Source organism: Serratia sp. J2, assembly GCF_046269175.1.
In the GTDB taxonomy this organism is placed as follows: domain Bacteria; phylum Pseudomonadota; class Gammaproteobacteria; order Enterobacterales; family Enterobacteriaceae; genus Chania; species Chania fonticola_C.
The window spans coordinates 1-21,353 of sequence record NZ_JBKABN010000042.1 but is presented as its reverse complement, the minus strand read 5'-3'; the positions used below and the strand labels follow the sequence as shown (position 1 = coordinate 21,353).

Here is a 21,353-nt window from a genome sequence, read left to right as displayed (position 1 = left end):
AGGGGCTAGCGGTTAACGGAGCGGGCAATACGGGTATAAGTATGACGTACACCACGGATCGCCACGCTGTAGGCAAAGATATTCTCCGGCAACGCCAAGCCAAGATAGCCGGTATCGCCAATATGGTGCAGATCTGCTCCGGCCATTTTGCTCATCAGGGCAATCTGGCGAAGGGTTTGCACATCGGACCCCTCCTGAGAAGTCCCGATGGCGGTCATCGCCAGCGCGCCCTGCTGCTGAGTAAACGCAATCAGCGCGGCAACCTTTTCCTGCGACATGCCAGGGATGGTGCCCGGAGCAGGCAGCAGAACGATGTCGGCCCCGTTTTCAATAAACAGCGCAATATCCTGTTCGGTGATCAACTGACTGCCGCTTTCACGCACAATCCCGGCACCGTGCATTTTGCCGGTCACCAGCACCAACTTATCGCCCACTTCGTCACGAATGTGCTTCAGCGCCTCGGCAATCGCCTGGTTGCTGACGCCGTTATTCGGGTTACCGGTCAACACCACCATGCGAGCGCCAAGCTCATACAATTTTCGGGCGTTTTCCGCCGTGGCTGCGCGCCCCGCCGTCATCTGCCAGAACTCATTGTGCGTGGTGGCAAACGCCGGATCGACGGCTTCCAGATTGACCCCGATGACTCGCCCAGTCAGCCGTTGCAGTTCGCGTATGGCATCCTCAGGTGGCACATCGGCAGGCAGCCCGGCAATGTGCGGCTGATTGACATCAAACAGGTTCAGCAACAGGATGTCGGCCCCTTGGCTGGCGGCCAGTTCGGCATTGGTGACGTTATTGAGCAGCGGCTGAGTGACCGCGATGGTCTCACTGACCAGAATGCGCCCTTCGCTGGCACGGATGGCGTAGATCAGATCGTCTTTGCTGATGTTGGCCAGATCGCTGGCGCTACAGTCCAAATATCGTTTCATGATGGGATCTCCGATGATGGGTACTCATAGAAAAGGGAGAGCAGATCTTTGAGCTGGTAAAGCCCCCTCACCCTAACCCTCTCCCCCAGGAGAGGGAATTGAACGTGCCACAACGTAACTCTAGTATTTGACCTTGGCTCTAGATAAAACATGCCAAAAACTGACTCCGGCACCTGACAGCAGCTCCATACCAGTTCCCTTTCCCCCAAGAGAGAGGATTGAACGTGCCACAACGTAACTCTAGTATTTAACCTTGGCTCTAGATAAAACATGCCAAAAACTGACTCCGGCACCTGACAGCAGCGCCATGCCAGCTCCCTCTCCCTATGGGAGAGGGTTGGGGTGAGGGGTCAGCAACAAAAGTGAACGCTCACAAACTCACTTCAAGGTAAAGCTCTGCTGTTGCAGGTTGTCCGAGTCCAAACCAACAAACACGTTGAATTTACCCGGCTCCGCGCCCCATTTCAGGCTAGCGTTATAAAACTTCAGATCGTCCTCGGTGATCGGTAATTCCACCCGTTGTTCCTGCCCTGCACGCAATGTAATTTTCTTGAAGTTACGCAGCTCCTTGATCAGGCGGCTGACCGAGGCGGTCACATCCTGTACATACAGCTGTACCACGGTGGCACCGTTATATTTACCGGTGTTTTTCAGCATCACGCTGGCGGTAATTTTACCGTCGCGCGCCATCTCGGGGCTGGAGAGTTTGAAATCGGACAGGGCAAACTGGCTATAACTCAGACCATAACCAAACGGATACAGCGGGCCATTTGGCGAATCAAAGTAGCGCGAAGTGTACTTGCCCGGGTTTTCCTTGCCGAACGGTCGGCCAGTGTTGAGATGGTTGTAGTAAATCGGGATCTGCCCCACCGAACGTGGGAAAGTCATTGGCAGCTTACCGGAAGGGTTGTAGTCACCAAACAGCACGTCGGCGATGGCGTTACCGCCTTCGGTGCCGCTGTACCAGGTTTCCAGCATCGCATCTGCCTGTTCACTTTCCCAGCTCAATGCCAACGGACGGCCATTCATCAGCACCAGAACCAGCGGTTTACCAGTGGCTTTCAACGCCGCGATCAGATCACGCTGGCTTTGTGGAATGGTGATGTCCGCCCGGCTGGAGGCTTCATGAGCCATTCCCTGCGCTTCCCCTACTACCGCCACTACCACGTCGGCCTGTTTGGCAATCTTTACCGCTTCATCAATCATCTGTTGTGGCGGGCGTGTATCAAAGGCGACCGCAGGTTCATACTCGTTCAGATAATCAACAATGCTCTTGTCCTGAGTGATATTGGCCCCTTTGGCGTACAGGATGCTGGCCTTATCGCCCACCGCATTCTGCAGACCTTCACGCACGGTGATCGACTGCTTCACCACGCCTGCCGCCGACCAGCTTCCCATGATATCGCGCTGGCTGTCGGCCATCGGCCCGATCAGCGCAATAGTGCCCTGCTTTTGTAATGGCAGCGTCTGCTTGTCATTTTTCAGCAGCACCATCGTTTTACGGGCAATCACGCGGGCTTCCGCACGGTGCAGACGGCTTTCGGCATTGGTATCCAGTGGATCAGAGCCTACCGGACCAAGGTGGTTATACGGATCTTTAAACAGGCCCATATCATATTTGGTGTTCAGCACGTCGCGGCAGGCACGGTCGATCTCGCTTTCAGAAACCAGGCCATCCTTCACCAAACCCGGCAAGTATTGGTCGTAATACTCGTCGCTCATGCTCATGTCGACCCCAGAGGTGATCGCCAAGCGCACCGCGTCACGCGCATCCGCGGCCACGCCATGCTTAATCAACTCTTTAATCGCGCCGTGATCGCTGATGGTGATGCCTTTAAAACCCCACTGATCGCGTAGCAGATCTTTCAGCAGCCACGGATTGGCCGTTGCCGGTACGCCGTTGATCGAGTTAAGCGAAACCATCACACCACCGCTACCAGCATCTACCGCCGCCTTATATGGCGGCAGGTAATCCTGATGCATACGTAACGGGCTCATATCAACAGTGTTGTAGTCACGGCCACCTTCAACTGCACCGTACAGGGCAAAATGCTTCACGCTGGCCATCACCGAACCCGGCTTGGACGGATCGCCATTCTGGTAGGCATCCACCATCACCTTGGCAATCTTCGATACCAGCCAGGTATCCTCACCGAATCCTTCAGAGACCCGGCCCCAACGCGGATCGCGGGTAATATCGACCATCGGTGAGAAGGTCATGTTCAGGCCATCATCGCTGGCTTCCTGCGCTGAAACACGTCCGCTTAGGGCGATAGCCTCCAGATCAAAGCTCGCCGCCAACCCCAGGCTGATCGGGAATACGGTACGCTGGCCATGGACCACGTCATAAGCAAAAAACAGGGGGATTTTCAGGCGGCTGAGCTGCATGGCCTGATCCTGCATCACGCGGATATCCGGGCGGGTCACGGTGTTAAAAATCGCCCCGATCTGGCCTTTGCTGATGCCGTCGCGAATGGCCTCTTTCGGGTTATCTGGGCCAACGCTGATCAGGCGCAACTGGCCGATTTTTTCTTCCAGCGTCATCTGCTTCATCAGGTTGGAGACAAAGGCATCACGCTCCTGAGCATAGATCCCTTGGGTCGCACTGCTTTCCTGCGCAAAAACCGGGCTGATAGCCAGGCCGGACAACATACTCACCACACAAAGCCATTTCATAATTTTATTCTCAGGCACGTCCCCGCCGGCAATGTCGGCCAGGAGGCATTAATAGATGTGAGCACGCAGTTTGCCATACTCTTTTTGTTTGCAGAATCAATTCGTCTGCGTTGTTGTTAGCAGATGATGCAGTCTGCTCCGGCTGGCTTGCGCCTCTGCCCCCAGCCACTCCACCAGCCGGGTTAAGGCCGCAGGCACCACCGCATGTTCCGGGTAAACCAGATAATAGGCGGCACCGCTGATCACGCTGATCGGGAACGGCGTAATAATGCGATTGGCCTGAATATCCTCCTCCAGCAGGCACAAATCGCCAATCGCGATACCGCAGCCCTGTAAAGCGGCGCTCATCGCCAGATCGAGCGTATCAAAATGCTGTGACTTGGCGGAGGGCAAAGCCGTCTGCCCCGCCGCTTTCAACCATAGCAACCAATCACGACGATCGCGTGTGGGATGCAGCAAGGTTGTCTCCGCCAGATCGGCAGGTTCTGGTGGCCGAACCAGGTCAGGCAGATAGTTTGGCGTACAGACCGGCGTCAGGATCTCATCAAACAGGTGGTGCACCACCAGCCGTTTGCCCTGAGGTTTGCCAAACACCACCGCCGCATCAAAATGTTCGCTGCCAAAATCCAGCCCGTGCGACACCGACGCGGTCAATTCGATATGTATCTCTGGCCGTTCATTCTGCAGGCGAATAATACGCGGCAATACCCAGCGCATCGCACAGGTTGGGCATTTGACGCGTAGCGTACCCGGCTGTTCCCCAGCCTTGGCCAGCGCTTGCGCCAATTGCTCTAACGCCAGCTGCACCGGCGCCAACAGCAGCGCCCCCTGTGGCGTTAGCGTCAGCCCACGCGCACGGCGGCTAAACAGCGGATAACCCAGCTGCTGTTCCAATCCCAGGATCTGGCGGCTGACCGCGCCCTGCGTTAGATGCAGTGCCTGGGCCGCATGGGTGAAATTGAGGCGATCAGCGACCACCACAAAGGTTTTCAGCACGTCGAGCGACGGCAGCGATGTTTGCATAATAAATCCCGATACCTGCATTTATTTTCACTGTCAGCCATGATCTGGTTGCATGGCAAGCATGACGAATTTTCTCTTGTTAGCCCATCCTAACTGATGCTTAATCATTCGACACTCGATTCTTTTGCCAGGAGCCCACCATGCACAGCGCCTGCTCGCAACGTTCGAAACTGCCGGACGTTGGCACTACCATTTTCACCGTGATTGGCCAATTGAGCGCCGAACACCAAGCCCTGAATCTGTCACAGGGCGCACCCAATTTTGCCTGTGATGTGCAACTGGTTGAGGGCGTCGCCCAAGCCATGCGCGCAGGTCATAACCAGTACGCCCCAATGAGCGGTGTAGCAGCATTACGTCATGCACTGGCGGAAAAAGTTGAGCGGCTGTATGGCGCCCGCTATGACGCCGACGACGAAATCACGGTGATCGCCAGCGCCAGCGAAGGGTTGTACTCCGCCATCAGCGCGCTGGTGCATCCCGGCGATGAGGTGATCTATTTCGAACCCGCCTTCGACAGCTACGCCCCAATTGTGCGCCTGCAGGGGGCAACTCCGGTTGCCATCAAGCTTTCGCTGCAAGATTTAACCATCGATTGGAATGAGGTGGCGGCGGCAATCAACAGCAAAACGCGCATGATCATCGTCAACAGCCCGCATAACCCTACCGGCAGCGTTTTCGATGAACACGATATCGAGCGCCTGACCGCCCTGACCCGCAATACCGATATCGTCATTCTTTCCGATGAAGTGTATGAACACGTGGTCTTCGACGGCGGCATTCACCACAGCATGGCCTGCCATCCTGCTCTGGCAGAACGCAGCGTGATCGTCTCGTCGTTCGGCAAGACCTATCACGTCACCGGCTGGCGCGTGGGCTACTGCATGGCACCGGCAGCGCTGATGGATGAAATCCGCAAGGTACACCAATTTATGGTGTTCTCTGCCGATACGCCGATGCAATATGCCTTTGCCGCCGCCCTGAATAATCCACAAAGCTACCTGGGGTTGGCGGAGTTCTATCAGCAAAAGCGCGATCTGCTGGCAGCCGCGTTGCAAAAGTCACGCTTTGAGTTACTGCCTAGCCGTGGCAGCTTCTTTATGTTGGCCCGCTTTAGCGGTTTCAGTAATGAAAGCGACAACGACTTTGCGGTGCGCTTGATCCGCGAAGCCAAGGTGGCCACCATCCCGCTGTCGGCGTTCTACAGCGACGGTACCGATACCGGCATTATCCGGCTTAGTTTCTCGAAAGATAATGACACCCTGCTGGAAGGCGCTCGCCGTCTGTGTCAGGTGTGATCCATTGATTTTTACCATGGGGAAGCAACAACAATGAAAAAAACACTGAAAACGCTGATCGCGGCGGGATGTTTACTGGCAGCCGGTACCACACTAGCGGCTGAGAATAGCCTGCGTTTTGGGCTTGAAGCCCTGTATCCGCCTTTCGAATCCAAATCCGCCAGCGGCCAGCTGGAAGGGTTTGATATCGATCTGGGTAACGCCGTGTGCGCCGCCGCACAGGTCAAATGCAGCTGGGTAGAAACCTCGTTCGACAGTCTGATCCCGGCGCTACAGGCCCGCAAATTTGACGTGATTAACTCGGCGATGAACGTCACCGAGCAGCGCAGACAGGCGATTGCGTTTACCGATTCGATCTACCAGGTGCCAAACCGCCTGATTGCCAAGGCCGACAGCGGCCTGAAGCCCGATGCCAAATCGCTGGCGGGTAAACACGTCGGCGTATTGCAGGGCTCCATTCAAGAAAACTATGCCAAAGCACACTGGGCACCGGAAGGGGTCGATGTAGTGTCCTACCAGGATCAGAATCAGGTCTATCTTGATCTGACCGCTGGCCGCCTGGATGCCACCTTGATCATGGCGCCTGCCGGGCAGAGCGGTTTCCTGGCGCATCCAGATGGTAAAGGCTTTGCGTTTGTGGGCGAAGCGGTACAGGACGACAAGATCCTCGGCGAAGGCATCGCCTTCGGCCTGCGCAAAGACGACACCGCGACGCTGAAAAAGCTCAATGACGCCATCGCCAAGGTCAAGCAGCAGGGCACCATTGGCGAACTGTCCAAGAAGTACTTTGGCGATATCGATGTGACGGTGAAATAAACCGTTGTTCTCTGGCACTCTTCAACTCGGAGAGTGCCAGGAAAACGCCATTTACTTGCTGTCAAACATCGAACTGTTCAGCCCGCGATCCTGCTGATGCCGCTCCAGCGCAAGCTCAATCAAAATGGTGATCAGCTGGCTATAGCTCACCCCGCTGGCTCCCCACAGTTTTGGATACATGCTGATATTAGTGAAACCAGGCAACGTATTAATTTCGTTGATAATCACGCTATTGTCCGGTGTCAGGAACACGTCGACACGTGCCATACCCAAGCAATCCAGCGCCTTGAAGGCTTGCAATGCCACCTCGCGGATTTTATCGCTGACATCCTGATCGATCGCCGCCGGTACCACCACCTGCGCGCCTTGCTCATTAATGTACTTGGTGTCGTAAGAGTAGAACTCATCGGTCAAGACGATTTCACCACAGACGCTGGCCTGCGGATTATCATTGCCCAATACCGCGCATTCGATCTCACGGCCAACAATAGCCGATTCCACCAGCACTTTATGGTCGAAACTGAATGCCAGGGCGATAGCCTGTTCGAATTCAGCCTGGTCATGCACCTTGCTGACCCCAACAGAGGACCCCTGATTCGCCGGTTTAACAAACAGCGGTAGCCCCAGGCTTTCACTTAAGTGAGCAAAGCTGTAGTTGTTGCGGTTGGAACGCGTCAGCGTGACGAACGGAGCTACTGATAGCCCGGCATCTCGCAGCAGACGTTTGGTAACGTCTTTGTCCATGCTGACCGCCGAACCCAACACGCCCGCCCCCACGAACGGCATATTCGCCATGCGCAGCAACCCTTGCAGCGAACCATCCTCCCCCAAGGTGCCGTGGACGATTGGGAATACCACATCAAGCTGCCCCAACGCACCAGCACCATCGGCTTCAATCAGTTGCTGTTTCTCATACCCAGGGACCAGCGCCACGTTTTTATTCGAGTGGTTCAGCGCGATCAACGCCGGGTTTTCCGCATTCAGCAGGAAGTTGGAGGCATCGTTAAGGTGCCATTGCCCCTGCTTATCAATGCCCAGCAGCGTGACGTCAAACTTCTCTTTGTCGATGGCATCCAGAATATTTTTTGCCGACTGCAGCGAAACCTCATGCTCCGCTGATTTGCCCCCAAAGATCACCCCAACACGTAGTTTAGTCACGCCCTAAATCCTTCTTTAAAATGTCATGGCAACAAAGCCGACGATCACAATAAACGCATTGTGCGACCCCGGCAATGACCATTGAACCTAAAATGCCTGCGCCACAGAATGCCTAACCCACAGCATCCAAAACGTATACACTCCGTATATTATTCACTGACGGAGTCGGCTATGGGGATTGTAAAAATCTCGGAGACGCTACATGACGATCTCAGGCTCGCCAGCCTGACCATGTCGCGTTCTATCAACGCACAGGCGGAACACTGGATCAGGATCGGCATGCTGGCAGAGCTGAACCCGGAGCTGACCTATCCGCAACTGGTAAAGAAGATGATGAAAGATAACGCGCTGACGCTGAAGGAGATTGTTGGGTGAAAGATATTGTGATTAAAACGCCGCAGGAAATTGCCATCATGCGCCACTCCGGCGCGCTGCTGGCCAAGGTGTTTGCCATGCTCGATGAAGTGATCCGCGAAGGCATCACCACCATGGAGATCAATGACCGTACCGAAGCCTTTATCGTCAATGAGCTGAAATCACGCCCTGCCAGCAAGGGCCAGTATGATTTCCCCTACGTGCTCAATACCTCGATCGACGAAGTGATCTGCCACGGCATCCCATCGGCCAGCAAAATTCTGCGTTCCGGGATGATCGTCAATGTCGATATCACCTTGGAAAATAATGGCTTTATTGCCGACTCCAGCAAAATGTACTGCATCGGTCAAACCACCCCGCTCGCCAAGCGCCTGGTCAACAATGTCTACGAGTCAATGTGGCAAGGCATCCGGGCAGTGAAACCCGGTGCTACGCTGGGTGACATCGGCCACGCCATACAGCAACATGCAGAACAGGCAGGTTACAGCGTAGTACGGGAATATTGTGGGCATGGCATTGGCCGTGAGATGCACGAAGGCCCAGCGGTGCTACACTTCGGTCTGCCCGGCACCGGCACGGTGTTGCAGGAAGGGATGGTGTTTACCATCGAACCGATGATTAACCAGGGCGACCACCGCATCAAGCAGAAGAAAGATGGCTGGACCGTGGTCACACGCGATAAAAAGCTTTCCGCCCAATGGGAGCACACCGTAGCGGTTACTGCTGACGGCGTGGAGATCCTGACGTTGCGTGCAGAAGAACGTGAGGCGGGATATCAGGAACGCTATTAAACATTAAACCCCGTTGCAGCCAGGCGGGGACATGGAGATGGGCATGACGCAGGCATTTATCACTCAGTTGAAGAATATCGTCGGCAACGCGCAAGTGCTGACCGGCGAGCGTAGCACCGAACGTTATCGCAAAGGTTTCCGCTCCGGCGGTGGCAAGGCATTGGCCGTCGTGTTCCCTACCCGTCTGCTGCAACTGTGGCAGATCCTGCAAGCCTGCGTCGCCGCCGATAAGATTGTCATTATGCAGGCGGCCAACACCGGCTTGACCGAAGGCTCTACCCCCAGCGGCCAGGATTATGACCGTGAGATTGTCATTGTCAGCACCCTGCGGCTCGATCATATTCAGGTATTGGATAACGGCAAGCAGGTGGTAGGCTTCCCCGGCAGCACGCTCAATAAGCTGGAAAGGCTGTTGAAACCTTATGGCCGTGAACCACATTCGGTGATCGGCTCTTCCTGTATCGGCGCTTCGGTGATCGGGGGGATATGCAACAACTCCGGGGGGGCGCTGGTCAAGCGCGGCCCGGCCTATACTGAAATGGCGTTGTACGCCAAGCTGGACGCCAATGGCCAGTTACGGTTGGTCAATCATCTGGGGATTAACCTGGGCGACACGCCGGAAGAGATCCTCACGCGGTTGGAAAAGGGCGATTACCGGCCAACCGATGTTGAACATGGCGAACTGCGCGCTTCGGATAACGAATACGCCAGCCGGGTGCGCGATGTGGATGCCGATACCCCTTCCCGCTTTAATGCCGATAAACGCCGCCTGTTCGAGGCTTCCGGCTGTGCCGGGAAGCTGGCGGTGTTTGCGGTACGTCTGGACACCTTCGCCAAAGAAGATAAAGAGCAGGTGTTCTATATCGGCACCAACGATACCGCGGTATTGACCGAGCTGCGCCGCCATATGCTGAGCCAGTTTGAAAATCTGCCGGTGGCCGGGGAATATATGCACCGCGATATTTTCGATATCGCCGAGGTGTATGGCAAAGACACCTTTATGATGATCGACAAGCTGGGCACCGATCAAATGCCGCGCTTCTTCACCCTGAAGGGCCGAGTGGATGCCACGCTGAACAAACTGCCGCTGTTACCGCATAACCTCACCGATAACCTGATGCAGAAGCTGAGCAAGCTGGCCCCTAACCATCTGCCAACGCGCATGAAAGCGTATCGCCAACGCTTTGAACACCATCTGCTGCTGAAAATGGCCGGCCCAGGCGTGGAGGAAGCCCAGCAGTATCTGCAAAGCTATTTTGCCCAGGCCGACGGTGACTTTTTCGTCTGCACGCCTGAAGAAGGCAAGAAAGCGTTCCTGCACCGCTTTGCCGCAGCGGGCGCCGCCGTGCGCTATCACGCGGTGCATGCCGATCAGGTCGAGGACATTCTGGCGCTGGATATCGCCCTGCGCCGCAACGATACCGAGTGGTTTGAAACCCTGCCGCCGGAGATCGACAACCAACTGGTGCACAAGCTGTATTACGGCCACTTTATGTGCCACGTGTTCCATCAGGATTACGTGGTGAAAAAAGGCGCGGACAGCCATGCGCTGAAAGAACAGATGTTGGAGATCCTCAATCAGCGTGGTGCGGAGTATCCGGCCGAGCACAACGTTGGCCATCTGTATCATGCCAAACCGGATTTGCAGGCCTTCTATCAGGATGCCGATCCTACCAACAGTTTTAATCCCGGCATTGGCAAAACCAGCAAGCAAAAACACTGGGGTAACAACATTCAGTAACATTTTATCCCCCCCCTTCACCCCAGCCCTCTCCCACAGGGAGAGGGCGCTGGTAGAGCTTGCCCTTTGGGAGCAAAGGATCATCTCGGCACACTCGTAATAAGCCTCTGCATGCGGGGCACTGGCGCACGATCGCCCTTTATGCCCCTCCTTCGCAGCCCTATCGTCTAGACTTAACGTTCTGAATAAGGCGTCTGTCAGGCGTCAACATGAGCGACGAAAGGAGCACTTCATGCCATACCAGACAGTAAACCCCTTTAACAATCAGCTAATTAAAGAATATACCCCGCATAATGACGATCAGGTCGAACTGGCGCTAGCCCAGGCCGATGCGCTTTATCATTCCGACTGGGCCAAAGGCGAAATCATCCAGCGCCTACCCGTGTTGCATAAGCTGGCCGAGCTGATGGAGAGCAGGGTGGAGGAACTGGCGAACATTGCCAGCGTTGAGATGGGCAAGCTGATCGAGCAAAGCCGTGGCGAAGTGAAGCTGTGTGCCCAGATTGCCCGTTACTACGCCAACAATGCGCAAAAATTCCTGGCCCCGGTGAGCTATGAGTCCAGCCTGGGTGAGGCCTGGGTCGAGCATCATCCCATCGGGGTGTTGATGGCGGTCGAGCCTTGGAACTTCCCTTTTTACCAACTGATGCGCGTGCTCGCCCCTAACCTGGCAGCCGGGAATCCGGTAGTGGTCAAGCATGCCAGCATCGTGCCGCACTGTGCCGAAGCGTTCGAGAAGCTGGTGCATGAGGCCGGAGCGCCCAAAGGGGCCTATACCAACCTGTATATTTCCCAGGATCAGGTGGCCAGCATCATCGCCGATGATCGGGTGCAAGGCGTGGCGTTGACCGGTTCGGAAAAAGCGGGCAGCATCGTGGCGGCTCAGGCGGCCAAGAAGCTGAAAAAGGCCACGCTGGAACTGGGAGGTAACGACGTTTTTGTCGTGCTCGACGATTGCGATCTCGAGAGGGCTGCCAAAGTGGGCGCACAGGCGCGGCTCAACAATGCCGGGCAGGTCTGTACCGCCGCCAAGCGTTTTATCGTGCAGGAGAAAGTGGCGAAAGCCTTCCTGCAACAGCTCACCGAGCATTTCAAGAATGTGAAAATGGGCGATCCGCTGGATGAAACCACCACCTTAGGGCCGCTATCCTCCAAGTCTGCCTTGGAAGGGCTGACCGAGCAGGTCAATGAGGCGGTGAAGCAAGGGGCCAAACTGCACCTGGGCGGCAAGGCGTTACAGCACGAAGGTAACTTCTTTGAACCCACCATCCTCACGCATATCAGCCGCGATAACCCGGCTTATTTCACCGAGTTTTTCGGCCCGGTGGCGCAGGTCTATGTAGTGAGCGATGACGAAGAGATCGTCAAGCTGGCCAACGACTCCCACTACGGGCTTGGTGGGGCCATTTTCAGCACCGATATTGAACGAGCCAAAAAGCTGGCCTCACGCATTGAAACCGGCATGGTGTATATCAACTCCTTGACCGATACCGCACCTGAGCTGCCGTTTGGCGGTATTAAACGTTCCGGCTTTGGCCGCGAGCTGTCAGACCTGGGGATTAAAGAGTTTGTGAACCAGAAACTGGTGGTGGTTAGCCATAGCTAAGGTTTTATACTGGAGGGGCGCTAAGTGGGCGCAGCATGCTGCGCCCACTATAAAATCAATCGGTTAGTTTAGCCAACCCTGCGACGGCCATTTCAAGATAGGCACGCGGACAACCGAGATTGATGCGGATAAAACCCTCCCCCTGCTCGCCAAATCCATAGCCCATCGAAGGCGCAATCTTGGCCTGTTGACGCATGGCCAGCTGCAAAGCTTCATCATCCAACGCCAGCGCACGGCAATCCAGCCAGGCCAGATAAGTGCCTTGTGCTGATATCATCCGGCACCAGGGAGCCGCCTGCTCCAACGCCTGTGCAAACCAGCGCCGGTTCTCGGCCAAATAAGCCAACAAAGCATCTAGCCACGGGCCACCCTGCTGGTAAGCCGCCGTCGCTGCCGTCATGGCAAGCGCGTTGAAAACGTCTAGCCCGTGCGCATTGAGCCGTTCGACAAATTGCTCACGCAGCGCCGCATTCGGGATCAGGAAATTGGAGATGCGTAGCGAGGACAGACCAAAGGTTTTACTGGCAGAGGTTGCCACAATCACCCTATCGTGCCACTGCGACCCCAGGTGTAAAACCGAGGTAAAGCGCTCTTCCGGCAGGATCAAATCCGCCCAGATCTCATCAGAGATCACCGTCACCCCGTGTTGCTGGCACAGCGTCAGCAATTGCGTCAGTTCCTGCTGGTTCCAGCAGCGGCCAGTTGGGTTATGCGGATTGCACAACACCAGCAACGGCGGCTTTTCCCGCTGCAACAGCTCGGCCAACTGGGTAAAGTCAAAGTGATACTCCCCTTCCCGCTCCTGCAGTGGGTTCTCGAGTACCCGACGACCATTGAGGGTGATCACCTTCTTAAAGGAGCCGTAATAAGGCCCCTGCACCACGACGCCATCACCGGGTTGGCTGAGCATCTGGATCAGCAGCGCAATCCCCGGCACAACCCCTTCGATCGAGGTAAACCATTGCCGTTGCAGCGGCAGTTGGTGGCGTTGGGCAAACCACTCAATAGCCGCCCGGTAGTAATCTTCATCACGTTCGCTATAGCCAAATACGCCATGTTCGACACGCGCATGCAAAGCCTGCTGCACTGCTGGCGGGCAAGCAAAGTCAAAGTCTGATACCCACATCGGCAACAGGTCGGTTTCATTCAATTGCAGATAATGCCCCATGAAATCCCATTTTACCGAGCTGGTATGGTGGCGATCGACCACCTGGTTGAAATCAGGCTGTTTCATTTGGCGTCTCCTGTTGTTGAGCCTCTGGCGTCACTCTGGCGATGCCAAAACCGGTAAAACCGTAAATCAAAGCGAAGAAGACCGCCGCGTAACACTGCACCGCCCAAGGCAGCAGATCCAGCGTGCTCACTCCCAACGTGGTCGCCATATAAACACCGGCCGCCGTCCAGGGAATGAGGGGCTCAATCACCGTACCGGCATCTTCGATGGTGCGTGACAGGTTGGTGTTGTCCAATCCCATGCGACGATAGGCGTCCTTATACAGCTCTGCCGGAATGAGCAGCGCCAGCTTGCCATCGCTGGTCGCGCCGGTGACCAGAATGGTGGTACCCACCGTAGCGGCAATCAGTTGGCCGGTGGTGCGCACCACTTTCAGCAACCGGTTGATAATCACCGTCAGCGCACCGGTCAAGGTCAGCGCACCGGCAAATGAGAAGGCACACAGAACCAGCAGGATGGTGCTCATCATTGAAAACATGCCCCCCCGGTTAAGCAAGCGCGGAACATCGGCGATCACGCCGCTGATATCGTGCCCGCGTTCAGCAAACATCGACAGGTTGAAGCCGTCCATCAGCGCGTTCAGGCCCTGTTTCAGGCTAAAGCCCTGCATCACCACGGCGAGGCCGATCGCCAGCACACAGGCAGCCAGCATGACCGGGATCACCGGCCGTTTGGTCACCGCGCCCCACAGCACCAGCACCGGCGGCAGGATCAGCAGCAGGTTGAAATGATACAGGCTTTCCAGCCCAACAATGATGTCAGTGACCCGCTGTGGCGTAGCAACCGTTCCCACCACGCTGCTATGACCGGCGATCAGGTAAACGGTGGCTGCCAGCACAAAGCTGGGCAGCGTGGTATACATCAGGTGTTTGATATGCGCATAGAGATCGGTTTCGGCCACGATAGCGGCAAAGTTGGTCGAATCCGACAGCGGAGAGATTTTATCGCCGAAATAGGCACCGGAAACCACCGCGCCCGCCGCCGCCGCCAACGGCACATCCAGCCCCGCCGCAACGCCCATCAGCGCAACACCAACTGTCCCCGCAGACCCCCATGAGGTGCCAGTACAGACGGAAATCACGCTGGTGAGGAAGAAGGCCGCGATCAGAATATATTGCGGGCTGATCACTTTCAGCCCCCAGTACACCATGTAAGGAATGGTGCCGCTGATCATCCAGGTACCAATCAGGCCGCCGACACAGATCAGGATCATGATCACCGGCATGGCCTTCGCCAGCTTGCTGACGATCGAGTTGATGATGTCATCCCAGCTGTAGCCCTGCCACAGTGCCAATCCGGCAGCAACGGCCGCCGAAAGCAGTAACAGCGGTTCAATACGTAATTCCCACACCCCATAGCCGACGATCAACAGCGTCAGCATGGCAACGATCGGCAGCAAAGCCAGCCAAAGGTTGAGCGTTTTCTTACCATCCATAGGTCACCCCGAGTTGTTATTGATGTGCCGCTAGCGTAGTGAATCCTGGTTTACCGGGGTGTGAGCTAGCGCCTCAAGCCATGTAACCGCTTTCATGACGGATAACTTTGTGATGCAGCTCTCAGAACAACCTCTGGACAAGCTATCCCTGCCAGCGAGTGACCGAGTCACGCAGCACCAGTTCAGCGCTAAACATGTTATTTTGCGGCGGCAACCCTTGCTGTTGCTGGCTCAACAGCGCCAGCTTGGCCGCCCGTTTGGCCATACGCTCGATGGGATAATGCATGGTGCTTAACGCGGGATACAGATAGCGTGCCAGCACCACATCATCAAAGCCGATAATCGACAGTTGCTGCGGCAAGGGGATTTGACGCTGGTGCAGGGCTCGCATCATGCCGGCGGCCATCACGTCATTAAACGTCACTGCGGCCGTAAAGCGATGACGGCTGGAAAGTATCTGCTCTGCGGCCAATTCTCCCCCCTCTTCATCAAAAGGCACGCTGATCACCCACTCCCCCGGAACGTCGATCCCCGCCTGTGCCATCGCATTGCGGTAGCCCTGTAAACGCAGCTTGCGATCGTCAATGGGCAAATCGGCGGTCACACAGGCAATGCGCCGATGCCCCTGTTGCAGCAAATGTTCGGTCGAGGCCTGAGCCGCACTGACGTTATCCAACCACACGCAGCGGTTGGCAATGGCAGGAAAGTAGCGATTGATGATCACCAAACCGGGGGAGTGAGCGGCATAGCGCAGCACATCGGCATCGCTCATACGGGTGATGTGAGCGACAATCGCCTCACAGCCCTGATTGATCAGAAAATCCAACCCGGCCTTTTCGCGCTCCGCCTGGTGCCCACCGCTGCACACCATCAGCTTCGCTCCTTCTTTGCGGGTCACCTCTTCCACCCCACGCGCCAGGCGCGAGAAAAAGGGATCGGCCAGATTCCCGGTCAGCAACCCCAGCATGTTGCCACTACGTTTGGCTAACGCCAGCGCCGCCGCATTGCGGTGGTAATTGAACTCGCGCATCGCTTTTTCGACACGCTCGCGGGTCACCGGCTCGACATAGGCGGTATTGTTAATCACCCGAGAGACCGTCGCAGCGGAAACCCCGGCTCGCTGCGCCACCTCTTTCATTGTCGCCATCAATTATTCCAGTCGGTATCATTTAATGAGTTGATAATAAGCAGGGGGGAGTAACAAATCCAGAGGGTCGAGTTCAGCTTATTTAAACAAAAGCCCCCCATACCACAGGGTATGAGGGGCAACGATCACGCTAACTTCAGAATAACCAGAAACCATACCCCCACAGCAAGACAGTCAGTCCAAGTAGCAATTCAAGTAACAGAATGCCGATCGCCAAGGTTGAGCTGGAGAAGATAAACCCCTCTTTGCGATCGATATTCAGGAAGTGTGGAATGCCGAGATACAGCAGATAGCCCGAATACGCCAGGCCGATAATGCCGACAAACAGACACAGCCAGACCAACGGGTAAAGCGCCACTAATCCGCTGAGAAACATCGGGGTCGCAACATAGCCCGCAAAGACCATACACAGATGCAGGCTTGGCCGTGATTCATAACGCCGCGCCATCCAGTGGATCACCTTGCCCATGATCGCCACGCCAGCCAGCATCAACAGATAAAACGCGACGGCGGTGTAGAAAGCGGTGAACATATCCAGGCGGATTGCCTGCCCTTGACCAGAGAGCCAGCCTAGCCGCGTGGTACCGATAAACGCGCTGACCACCGGTATCAATGCCATTAGCAGCACGTGGTGGGTATACAAGTGCGAGACGGATTCATTCTCGCTTTTGATCTGTTTGAATTCGGCGTTGGGATGCGCCAGCAGACCCCAGACATGATTGACCATGAGACACCTCCTCATTTCGCCGCCAACCGCGATCGGCGAACGGAAAACACACCACTGGCGGTTCAGACACCGCGCAAGGGTTGCGGCTATCAGGCTCTCGGCCCTGCATCAATTATAGTCTTTGGTTGAAAAAACGTACGCTGTCAGCGGCCTGTGGGTTACTCTGCACTATAATCAATATGTTGCGCTACTTGATGGAGGGAGACCATGACAACCAAGATCCGCACCCGCCAAAGCGGGATTAATAACGTGCAGGCCGGACAGAACGTGATGGTGATCGAACCCAGCAACCTGTATGGCTGCCAGTTGGGGGACGATGTGTTTGTCGGCCCGTTTGTCGAGATCCAGAAGAACGTCTGCGTGGGCGCGCGCAGCAAGATCCAGTCGCATAGCTTTATCTGTGAATACGTGACCTTGGGCGAAGATTGCTTTATTGGCCACGGCGTGATGTTTGCCAACGATCTGTTCAAAGGGGGCGCCCCTAACGCCGACCCGGCAAGCTGGGGACACACGCGGCTCGGCAACCGGGTTTCTGTAGGTTCTGGTGCTACCATACTGGCCGTGGAAATCTGCGATGACGTGGTGATTGGTGCCGGTGCGGTAGTCAGCAAGAGCATTACCCGCAAAGGCATTTATGCGGGCAACCCCGCCAAGCTGCTAAGGGAGCTGGAATAATTGCATCAGGCGATCGGCATCGAAATTATCAGCGAACTCCCCTTCGGTTACCTGGAATACGGTGACTTTTCCTTTGCCGTCGCCTGTTACGCACAACCCTGTTTTGATAAGCCGGTCGAGCAGTGGCCAACACAGCCAGTGGTTCCTTTCAATAAAGTCTACCCGCTGGCCCCCTTCCTCAATGACGATGGGGAAACCTTCCTCGCTCGTTACCAAGGGGAAGCTGTGGGGCATATCACTCTGAGCAAAAACTGGAACGACTATACGCTGATCGAGGAGATTGCCGTTAGCCGCCACGCTCGCCGCCAAGGCATAGCCACAGCGCTATTGGATGCCGCACGTCATTGGGCACGGGAACAGAACACCGCCGGGCTGATGCTGGAAACTCAGAACAATAATCTGATTGCCTGCCGCTGCTATCAGCGCTATGGCTTTGTGCTGGGTGGCATCGATCATTTACTCTATCGTGGGCAACCGGACATTGCCGATCATGAGATCGCACTGTTCTGGTATCTGCCGTTCAATAATGAAGTGGGCTATTGATTTACCGCTTTTGGGTGACACTGGGTTTACCTTGCGCACGCCATACTGGCCAAACCAATAATCGCTTGGGAGAGAGGGATGCGTGGCTTGGCCCTGATAATATTGAGTACGACGCTGATAGGTTGCAGCGGTAAACAACCGGCCAAAATCCCGGTAGAATCCCTACCGCAACAGGTGAAACCTCTGACAATGGCGACAGTTATGGACGATTACACAGTAAACAAACTGCAGGCAGCGCTGGCTCTGCATGCGGCGGTACCGGAAATCGATAAAGGGCGGGCCATCGATCTGCTCTCGCAGACTTTCCTGGAAACCCCTTACCTAGCCAACCGGCTAATCGGTTCCGCCACCGCAGCGGAACAATTAGTGATCGATTTCCGTGGGGTAGATTGCTTTACCTATCTGGATTACGTGCAGGCGCTCAGAACCGCCACCAGCGAAAACGACTTCGTCGAAAATGTGATTCAGACGCGCTATATCAATGGTGATGTCAGTTTCCAGCAGCGCAAGCATTTCTTCACCGACTGGGCGCACACCCGCCAGATCCTTGCCGATGATGTTACCGCGCAGCTCAGCCCGCATGCCATCACCGTGGTCAAACAGCTCAACCGCAAAGCGGATGGCGAGCTCTATCTGCCTGGCATCGCGGTCACCGAGCGCAACATCACCTATATCCCTAGCGAATTTATTGATGAGCAGGTGATTAGCCAATTACAGACCGGCGACTATATCGGTATCTATACCAAGCTGGCAGGGCTGGACGTTACCCATACCGGCTTCTTTATCATGACCCAGAATGGGCCGGTGCTGCGCCATGCTTCCTCACGCCAGGAAAACCACAAAGTGATGGACTCGGCGTTTGCCAACTATGTACTGAATACGCCGGGTATCGTGGTGTTACGGCCGCGCTGATCGCCGCGTTATGAGCTATAAGAAATTGTGCTTAACCAGGATTTGACTTGGCTACGGCCATAGGTTTAGCTGTTGGCACAACACTGACCGATCTTATTGTTTTTACAGGGAGTCACTCATGGCAATTGTTTGGCGCTGCACCGCCTTGGCCGCAGCATTAGCAGCAACGTTGTTATTACAAGGGTGCGATCAGAAGGCCGATCAAAACCATATCAAGGTTGGCGTCATTAACGGTGCCGAGCAGGACGTGGCGGAGGTCGCCAAACGGGTGGCCAAAGAGAAATATGGCCTGGACGTTGAGCTGATTGGTTTTAGCGGTTCGTTGCTACCCAATGATGCCACCGACAAAGGCGAACTGGATGCCAACGTATTCCAGCACCGCCCCTTCCTGGAACAGCAAAATAAAGATCACGGCTACAAACTGGTGGTGGTAGGCAATACCTTTGTGTTCCCAATGGCTGGCTATTCGAAAAAGATCAAATCGCTGTCAGAGTTGCAGGACGGCGCAGTCATTGCCATCCCGAACGATCCCACCAACCTGGGCCGCGCCCTGTTGCTGTTGAAAAAGGTTGGGCTGATCGAACTAAAGCAGGGTAAAGGCCTGCTGCCAACCTCGCTGGATATCAGTGCCAACCCGCACAACTACCAGATTATGGAGCTGGAAGGCGCGCAGTTGCCCCACGTATTGGACGATCCTAAAGTCGCGGTGGCGGTGATCAGCACCACCTATATCAACCAGATAGGCCTGACGCCGACCAAGGACGGGATTTTTATCGAGGATAAAGATTCGCCGTACACCAATATCGTGGTGGCTCGCGAAGATAATAAAGATGCGCAGAACGTGCAGAACTTCGTGAAAGCCTACGAGTCCGATGAAGTCGCCAAAGCGGCAGAGAAGATCTTCAACGGCGGGGCCGTCAAAGGCTGGTAACTTCCCCCACGATCGGTTGCAGGTGCCGGTTGTTGGTGCCTGCAACACTTTACAAAAATCCCCACCTCCCTGCTTGACCCTCACGTAACGTCAGGCTGTAGTATCTCAGCTCACACCAGGGAGATAACCAGCATGTTACTGAAAGTCGGCGAACTGGCCCGCCGTTCGGGAATAACCGTAAGAACCTTGCATCACTATCACAGCATTGGGCTGCTGATCCCCTCTGCACGTTCTGATGCCGGATATCGCCTTTACAATCGGGAAGATATTACTCGCCTGCACCATATTCAAGCCTTGCGGCGAATGGGAGTCGCACTGGCAGAAATCGACTCGATTCTGGCGCACTCGGGGCTGGCGTTACCCGCGGTTATTGAACAGCAAATTGCCATGCTCGATCGTCAACTGACGCAGATAACCACGCTGCGCAGCCGCTTACAGCATATGCACACCCAATTGACCCATGGCAGTGAACCTGAATTGAATGATTGGCTGATCACGTTGGAGATGATGACCATGTACGATAAATACTTTACCGCCGATGAACTGGCACAGCTGCCGTTCTATCAGGCCGACGAAGCGCGTAATCGCGAATGGCAGGAGATGGTGAGCACGGTGCAAACGCTGATGGACGGTGGGGCAAGCGCCGAAGATCCGCGTGCTCAGGCTATTGCGCGCCGCTGGATGTGTACACTGGAGCGTGATACCGCAGGCAATCCGGCATTTCTGACCCGCCTCAACGCCATGCACGCCGATGAGCCTTCGATGCGCGAACAAACGGGGATCACACCGGCAATGACCGATTACATCACCCGTGCCTTTGCCGAAACCAAGCTGGCGATCTATCAAAAATACCTGTCTGATACCGAATATGCCTATGTCCGCACGCACTATTTTGATCGCATTCAGGAATGGCCAGCGCTGATTGCCCAATTCCAGCAAGCGATGCAGCAGGAGGTTGCGCCTGCATCGACACAGGCTAAACAGTTGGCGGCCCGTTGGCTGGAACTGTTCCAGTCCTATGCCAGTGACAATCCGGCCACCCAGATGAAGATCCGCCAGGCGATGGAGCAAGAGCCGACATTGACCGAGGGCACCTGGCTCACCCCCGCGCTGTTGGACTATCTACGCCAGTGCGTCGCGCAACTGATGCGGCGGTAACCCGTGTCCCCTCACCCCAACCCTCTCCCACAGGGAGAGGGAGCTAGTCAGAGTACTTGGTTAACCCGCGATATTAATAAAATATATTAATATCAAATAACTATAGGACAACGGAACTGGTTTGTACCTTCGATGCATCTGCGTCGTTTCAGGAAGTAATGGAGAGTATCAACGGACTGGA

Annotated in this window: 19 protein-coding genes; 11 read left to right on the top strand and 8 right to left on the bottom strand. The window is 55.5% G+C overall.

Annotated features, from left to right (window positions below; translation table 11 throughout):
• Positions 1–5: 5 nt before the first annotated feature.
• The 3 genes from ACKWMY_RS26180 to ACKWMY_RS26170 form a co-directional block, all read right to left on the bottom strand.
• Positions 6–929, bottom strand: a complete 924-nt coding sequence (locus ACKWMY_RS26180; RefSeq protein WP_409487365.1) for a haloacid dehalogenase-like hydrolase — start codon at positions 927–929, stop codon at positions 6–8.
• Between the two features lie 378 nt (positions 930–1,307).
• On the bottom strand, positions 1,308–3,605 hold the full coding sequence (gene bglX, locus ACKWMY_RS26175; protein WP_409487364.1) for a beta-glucosidase BglX: 2,298 nt from the start codon (positions 3,603–3,605) through the stop codon (positions 1,308–1,310).
• A gap of 96 nt (positions 3,606–3,701) precedes the next feature.
• Entirely contained in the window at positions 3,702–4,628 is a 927-nt protein-coding gene (locus tag ACKWMY_RS26170) for a LysR substrate-binding domain-containing protein (protein WP_024527431.1), read from the bottom strand.
• Between the two features lie 140 nt (positions 4,629–4,768).
• Between ACKWMY_RS26170 and ACKWMY_RS26165 the strand changes: the two genes are divergently transcribed.
• Both ACKWMY_RS26165 and ACKWMY_RS26160 read left to right on the top strand, forming a co-directional pair.
• Positions 4,769–5,923 carry a pyridoxal phosphate-dependent aminotransferase gene (locus ACKWMY_RS26165; RefSeq protein ID WP_065686785.1) on the top strand — a complete coding sequence of 385 codons (1,155 nt, stop codon included), beginning with the start codon at positions 4,769–4,771 and terminating at the stop codon, positions 5,921–5,923.
• A 33-nt stretch (positions 5,924–5,956) separates the two neighbouring features.
• Entirely contained in the window at positions 5,957–6,739 is a 783-nt protein-coding gene (locus ACKWMY_RS26160; RefSeq protein ID WP_074027992.1) for an ABC transporter substrate-binding protein, read from the top strand.
• Positions 6,740–6,790: 51 nt separating this feature from the next.
• On the opposite strand, the gene ddlA is transcribed toward ACKWMY_RS26160, so the two are convergent.
• Positions 6,791–7,897 carry a D-alanine--D-alanine ligase gene (ddlA, locus tag ACKWMY_RS26155; protein ID WP_409487363.1) on the bottom strand — a complete coding sequence of 369 codons (1,107 nt, stop codon included), beginning with the start codon at positions 7,895–7,897 and terminating at the stop codon, positions 6,791–6,793.
• A 171-nt stretch (positions 7,898–8,068) separates the two neighbouring features.
• Between ddlA and ACKWMY_RS26150 the strand changes: the two genes are divergently transcribed.
• From ACKWMY_RS26150 to ACKWMY_RS26135, 4 genes are all read left to right on the top strand, one after another.
• A complete protein-coding gene (locus ACKWMY_RS26150) occupies positions 8,069–8,272 on the top strand; it encodes a ParD-like family protein (RefSeq protein ID WP_024527427.1) in 204 nt (67 codons plus the stop codon).
• Positions 8,269–9,063, top strand: a complete 795-nt coding sequence (gene map, locus ACKWMY_RS26145; RefSeq protein WP_021180434.1) for a type I methionyl aminopeptidase — start codon at positions 8,269–8,271, stop codon at positions 9,061–9,063. The genes ACKWMY_RS26150 and map overlap by 4 nt, the downstream gene beginning before the upstream one ends.
• Before the next feature lie 43 nt (positions 9,064–9,106).
• Positions 9,107–10,804, top strand: a complete 1,698-nt coding sequence (gene dld / locus ACKWMY_RS26140) for a D-lactate dehydrogenase (protein ID WP_390901832.1) — start codon at positions 9,107–9,109, stop codon at positions 10,802–10,804.
• A gap of 232 nt (positions 10,805–11,036) precedes the next feature.
• On the top strand, positions 11,037–12,410 hold the full coding sequence (locus ACKWMY_RS26135; protein WP_308871147.1) for an NAD-dependent succinate-semialdehyde dehydrogenase: 1,374 nt from the start codon (positions 11,037–11,039) through the stop codon (positions 12,408–12,410).
• Positions 12,411–12,465: 55 nt separating this feature from the next.
• Here ACKWMY_RS26135 and ACKWMY_RS26130 read toward each other — a convergent pair whose 3' ends face one another.
• The 4 genes from ACKWMY_RS26130 to ACKWMY_RS26115 form a co-directional block, all read right to left on the bottom strand.
• Complete coding sequence (locus tag ACKWMY_RS26130; protein ID WP_409487362.1) at positions 12,466–13,644, bottom strand: MalY/PatB family protein; 1,179 nt, start codon at positions 13,642–13,644, stop codon at positions 12,466–12,468.
• Entirely contained in the window at positions 13,631–15,079 is a 1,449-nt protein-coding gene (gene nhaC / locus ACKWMY_RS26125) for a Na+/H+ antiporter NhaC (RefSeq protein WP_409487361.1), read from the bottom strand. Before nhaC ends, ACKWMY_RS26130 begins: the two co-directional genes overlap by 14 nt.
• Positions 15,080–15,221: 142 nt before the next feature.
• On the bottom strand, positions 15,222–16,226 hold the full coding sequence (locus ACKWMY_RS26120) for a LacI family DNA-binding transcriptional regulator (protein WP_024527421.1): 1,005 nt from the start codon (positions 16,224–16,226) through the stop codon (positions 15,222–15,224).
• 136 nt (positions 16,227–16,362) lie between these two features.
• Complete coding sequence (locus ACKWMY_RS26115) at positions 16,363–16,953, bottom strand: Yip1 family protein (protein ID WP_024527420.1); 591 nt, start codon at positions 16,951–16,953, stop codon at positions 16,363–16,365.
• 207 nt (positions 16,954–17,160) lie between these two features.
• On the opposite strand from ACKWMY_RS26115, the gene ACKWMY_RS26110 reads away from it, so the two are divergent.
• The 5 genes from ACKWMY_RS26110 (at position 17,161) to ACKWMY_RS26090 (ending at position 21,172) form a co-directional block, all read left to right on the top strand.
• Complete coding sequence (locus tag ACKWMY_RS26110; RefSeq protein WP_409487360.1) at positions 17,161–17,628, top strand: acyltransferase; 468 nt, start codon at positions 17,161–17,163, stop codon at positions 17,626–17,628.
• Complete coding sequence (locus ACKWMY_RS26105) at positions 17,629–18,171, top strand: GNAT family N-acetyltransferase (RefSeq protein WP_074027985.1); 543 nt, start codon at positions 17,629–17,631, stop codon at positions 18,169–18,171. It abuts the gene before it with no gap.
• Positions 18,172–18,249: 78 nt separating this feature from the next.
• Positions 18,250–19,083 carry a DUF1460 domain-containing protein gene (locus ACKWMY_RS26100; RefSeq protein ID WP_409487359.1) on the top strand — a complete coding sequence of 278 codons (834 nt, stop codon included), beginning with the start codon at positions 18,250–18,252 and terminating at the stop codon, positions 19,081–19,083.
• Between the two features lie 118 nt (positions 19,084–19,201).
• Entirely contained in the window at positions 19,202–20,014 is an 813-nt protein-coding gene (locus ACKWMY_RS26095) for a MetQ/NlpA family lipoprotein (RefSeq protein ID WP_024527416.1), read from the top strand.
• Positions 20,015–20,146: 132 nt separating this feature from the next.
• Entirely contained in the window at positions 20,147–21,172 is a 1,026-nt protein-coding gene (locus ACKWMY_RS26090) for a MerR family transcriptional regulator (RefSeq protein ID WP_308871151.1), read from the top strand.
• The last annotated feature ends 181 nt before the right edge of the window (positions 21,173–21,353 follow it).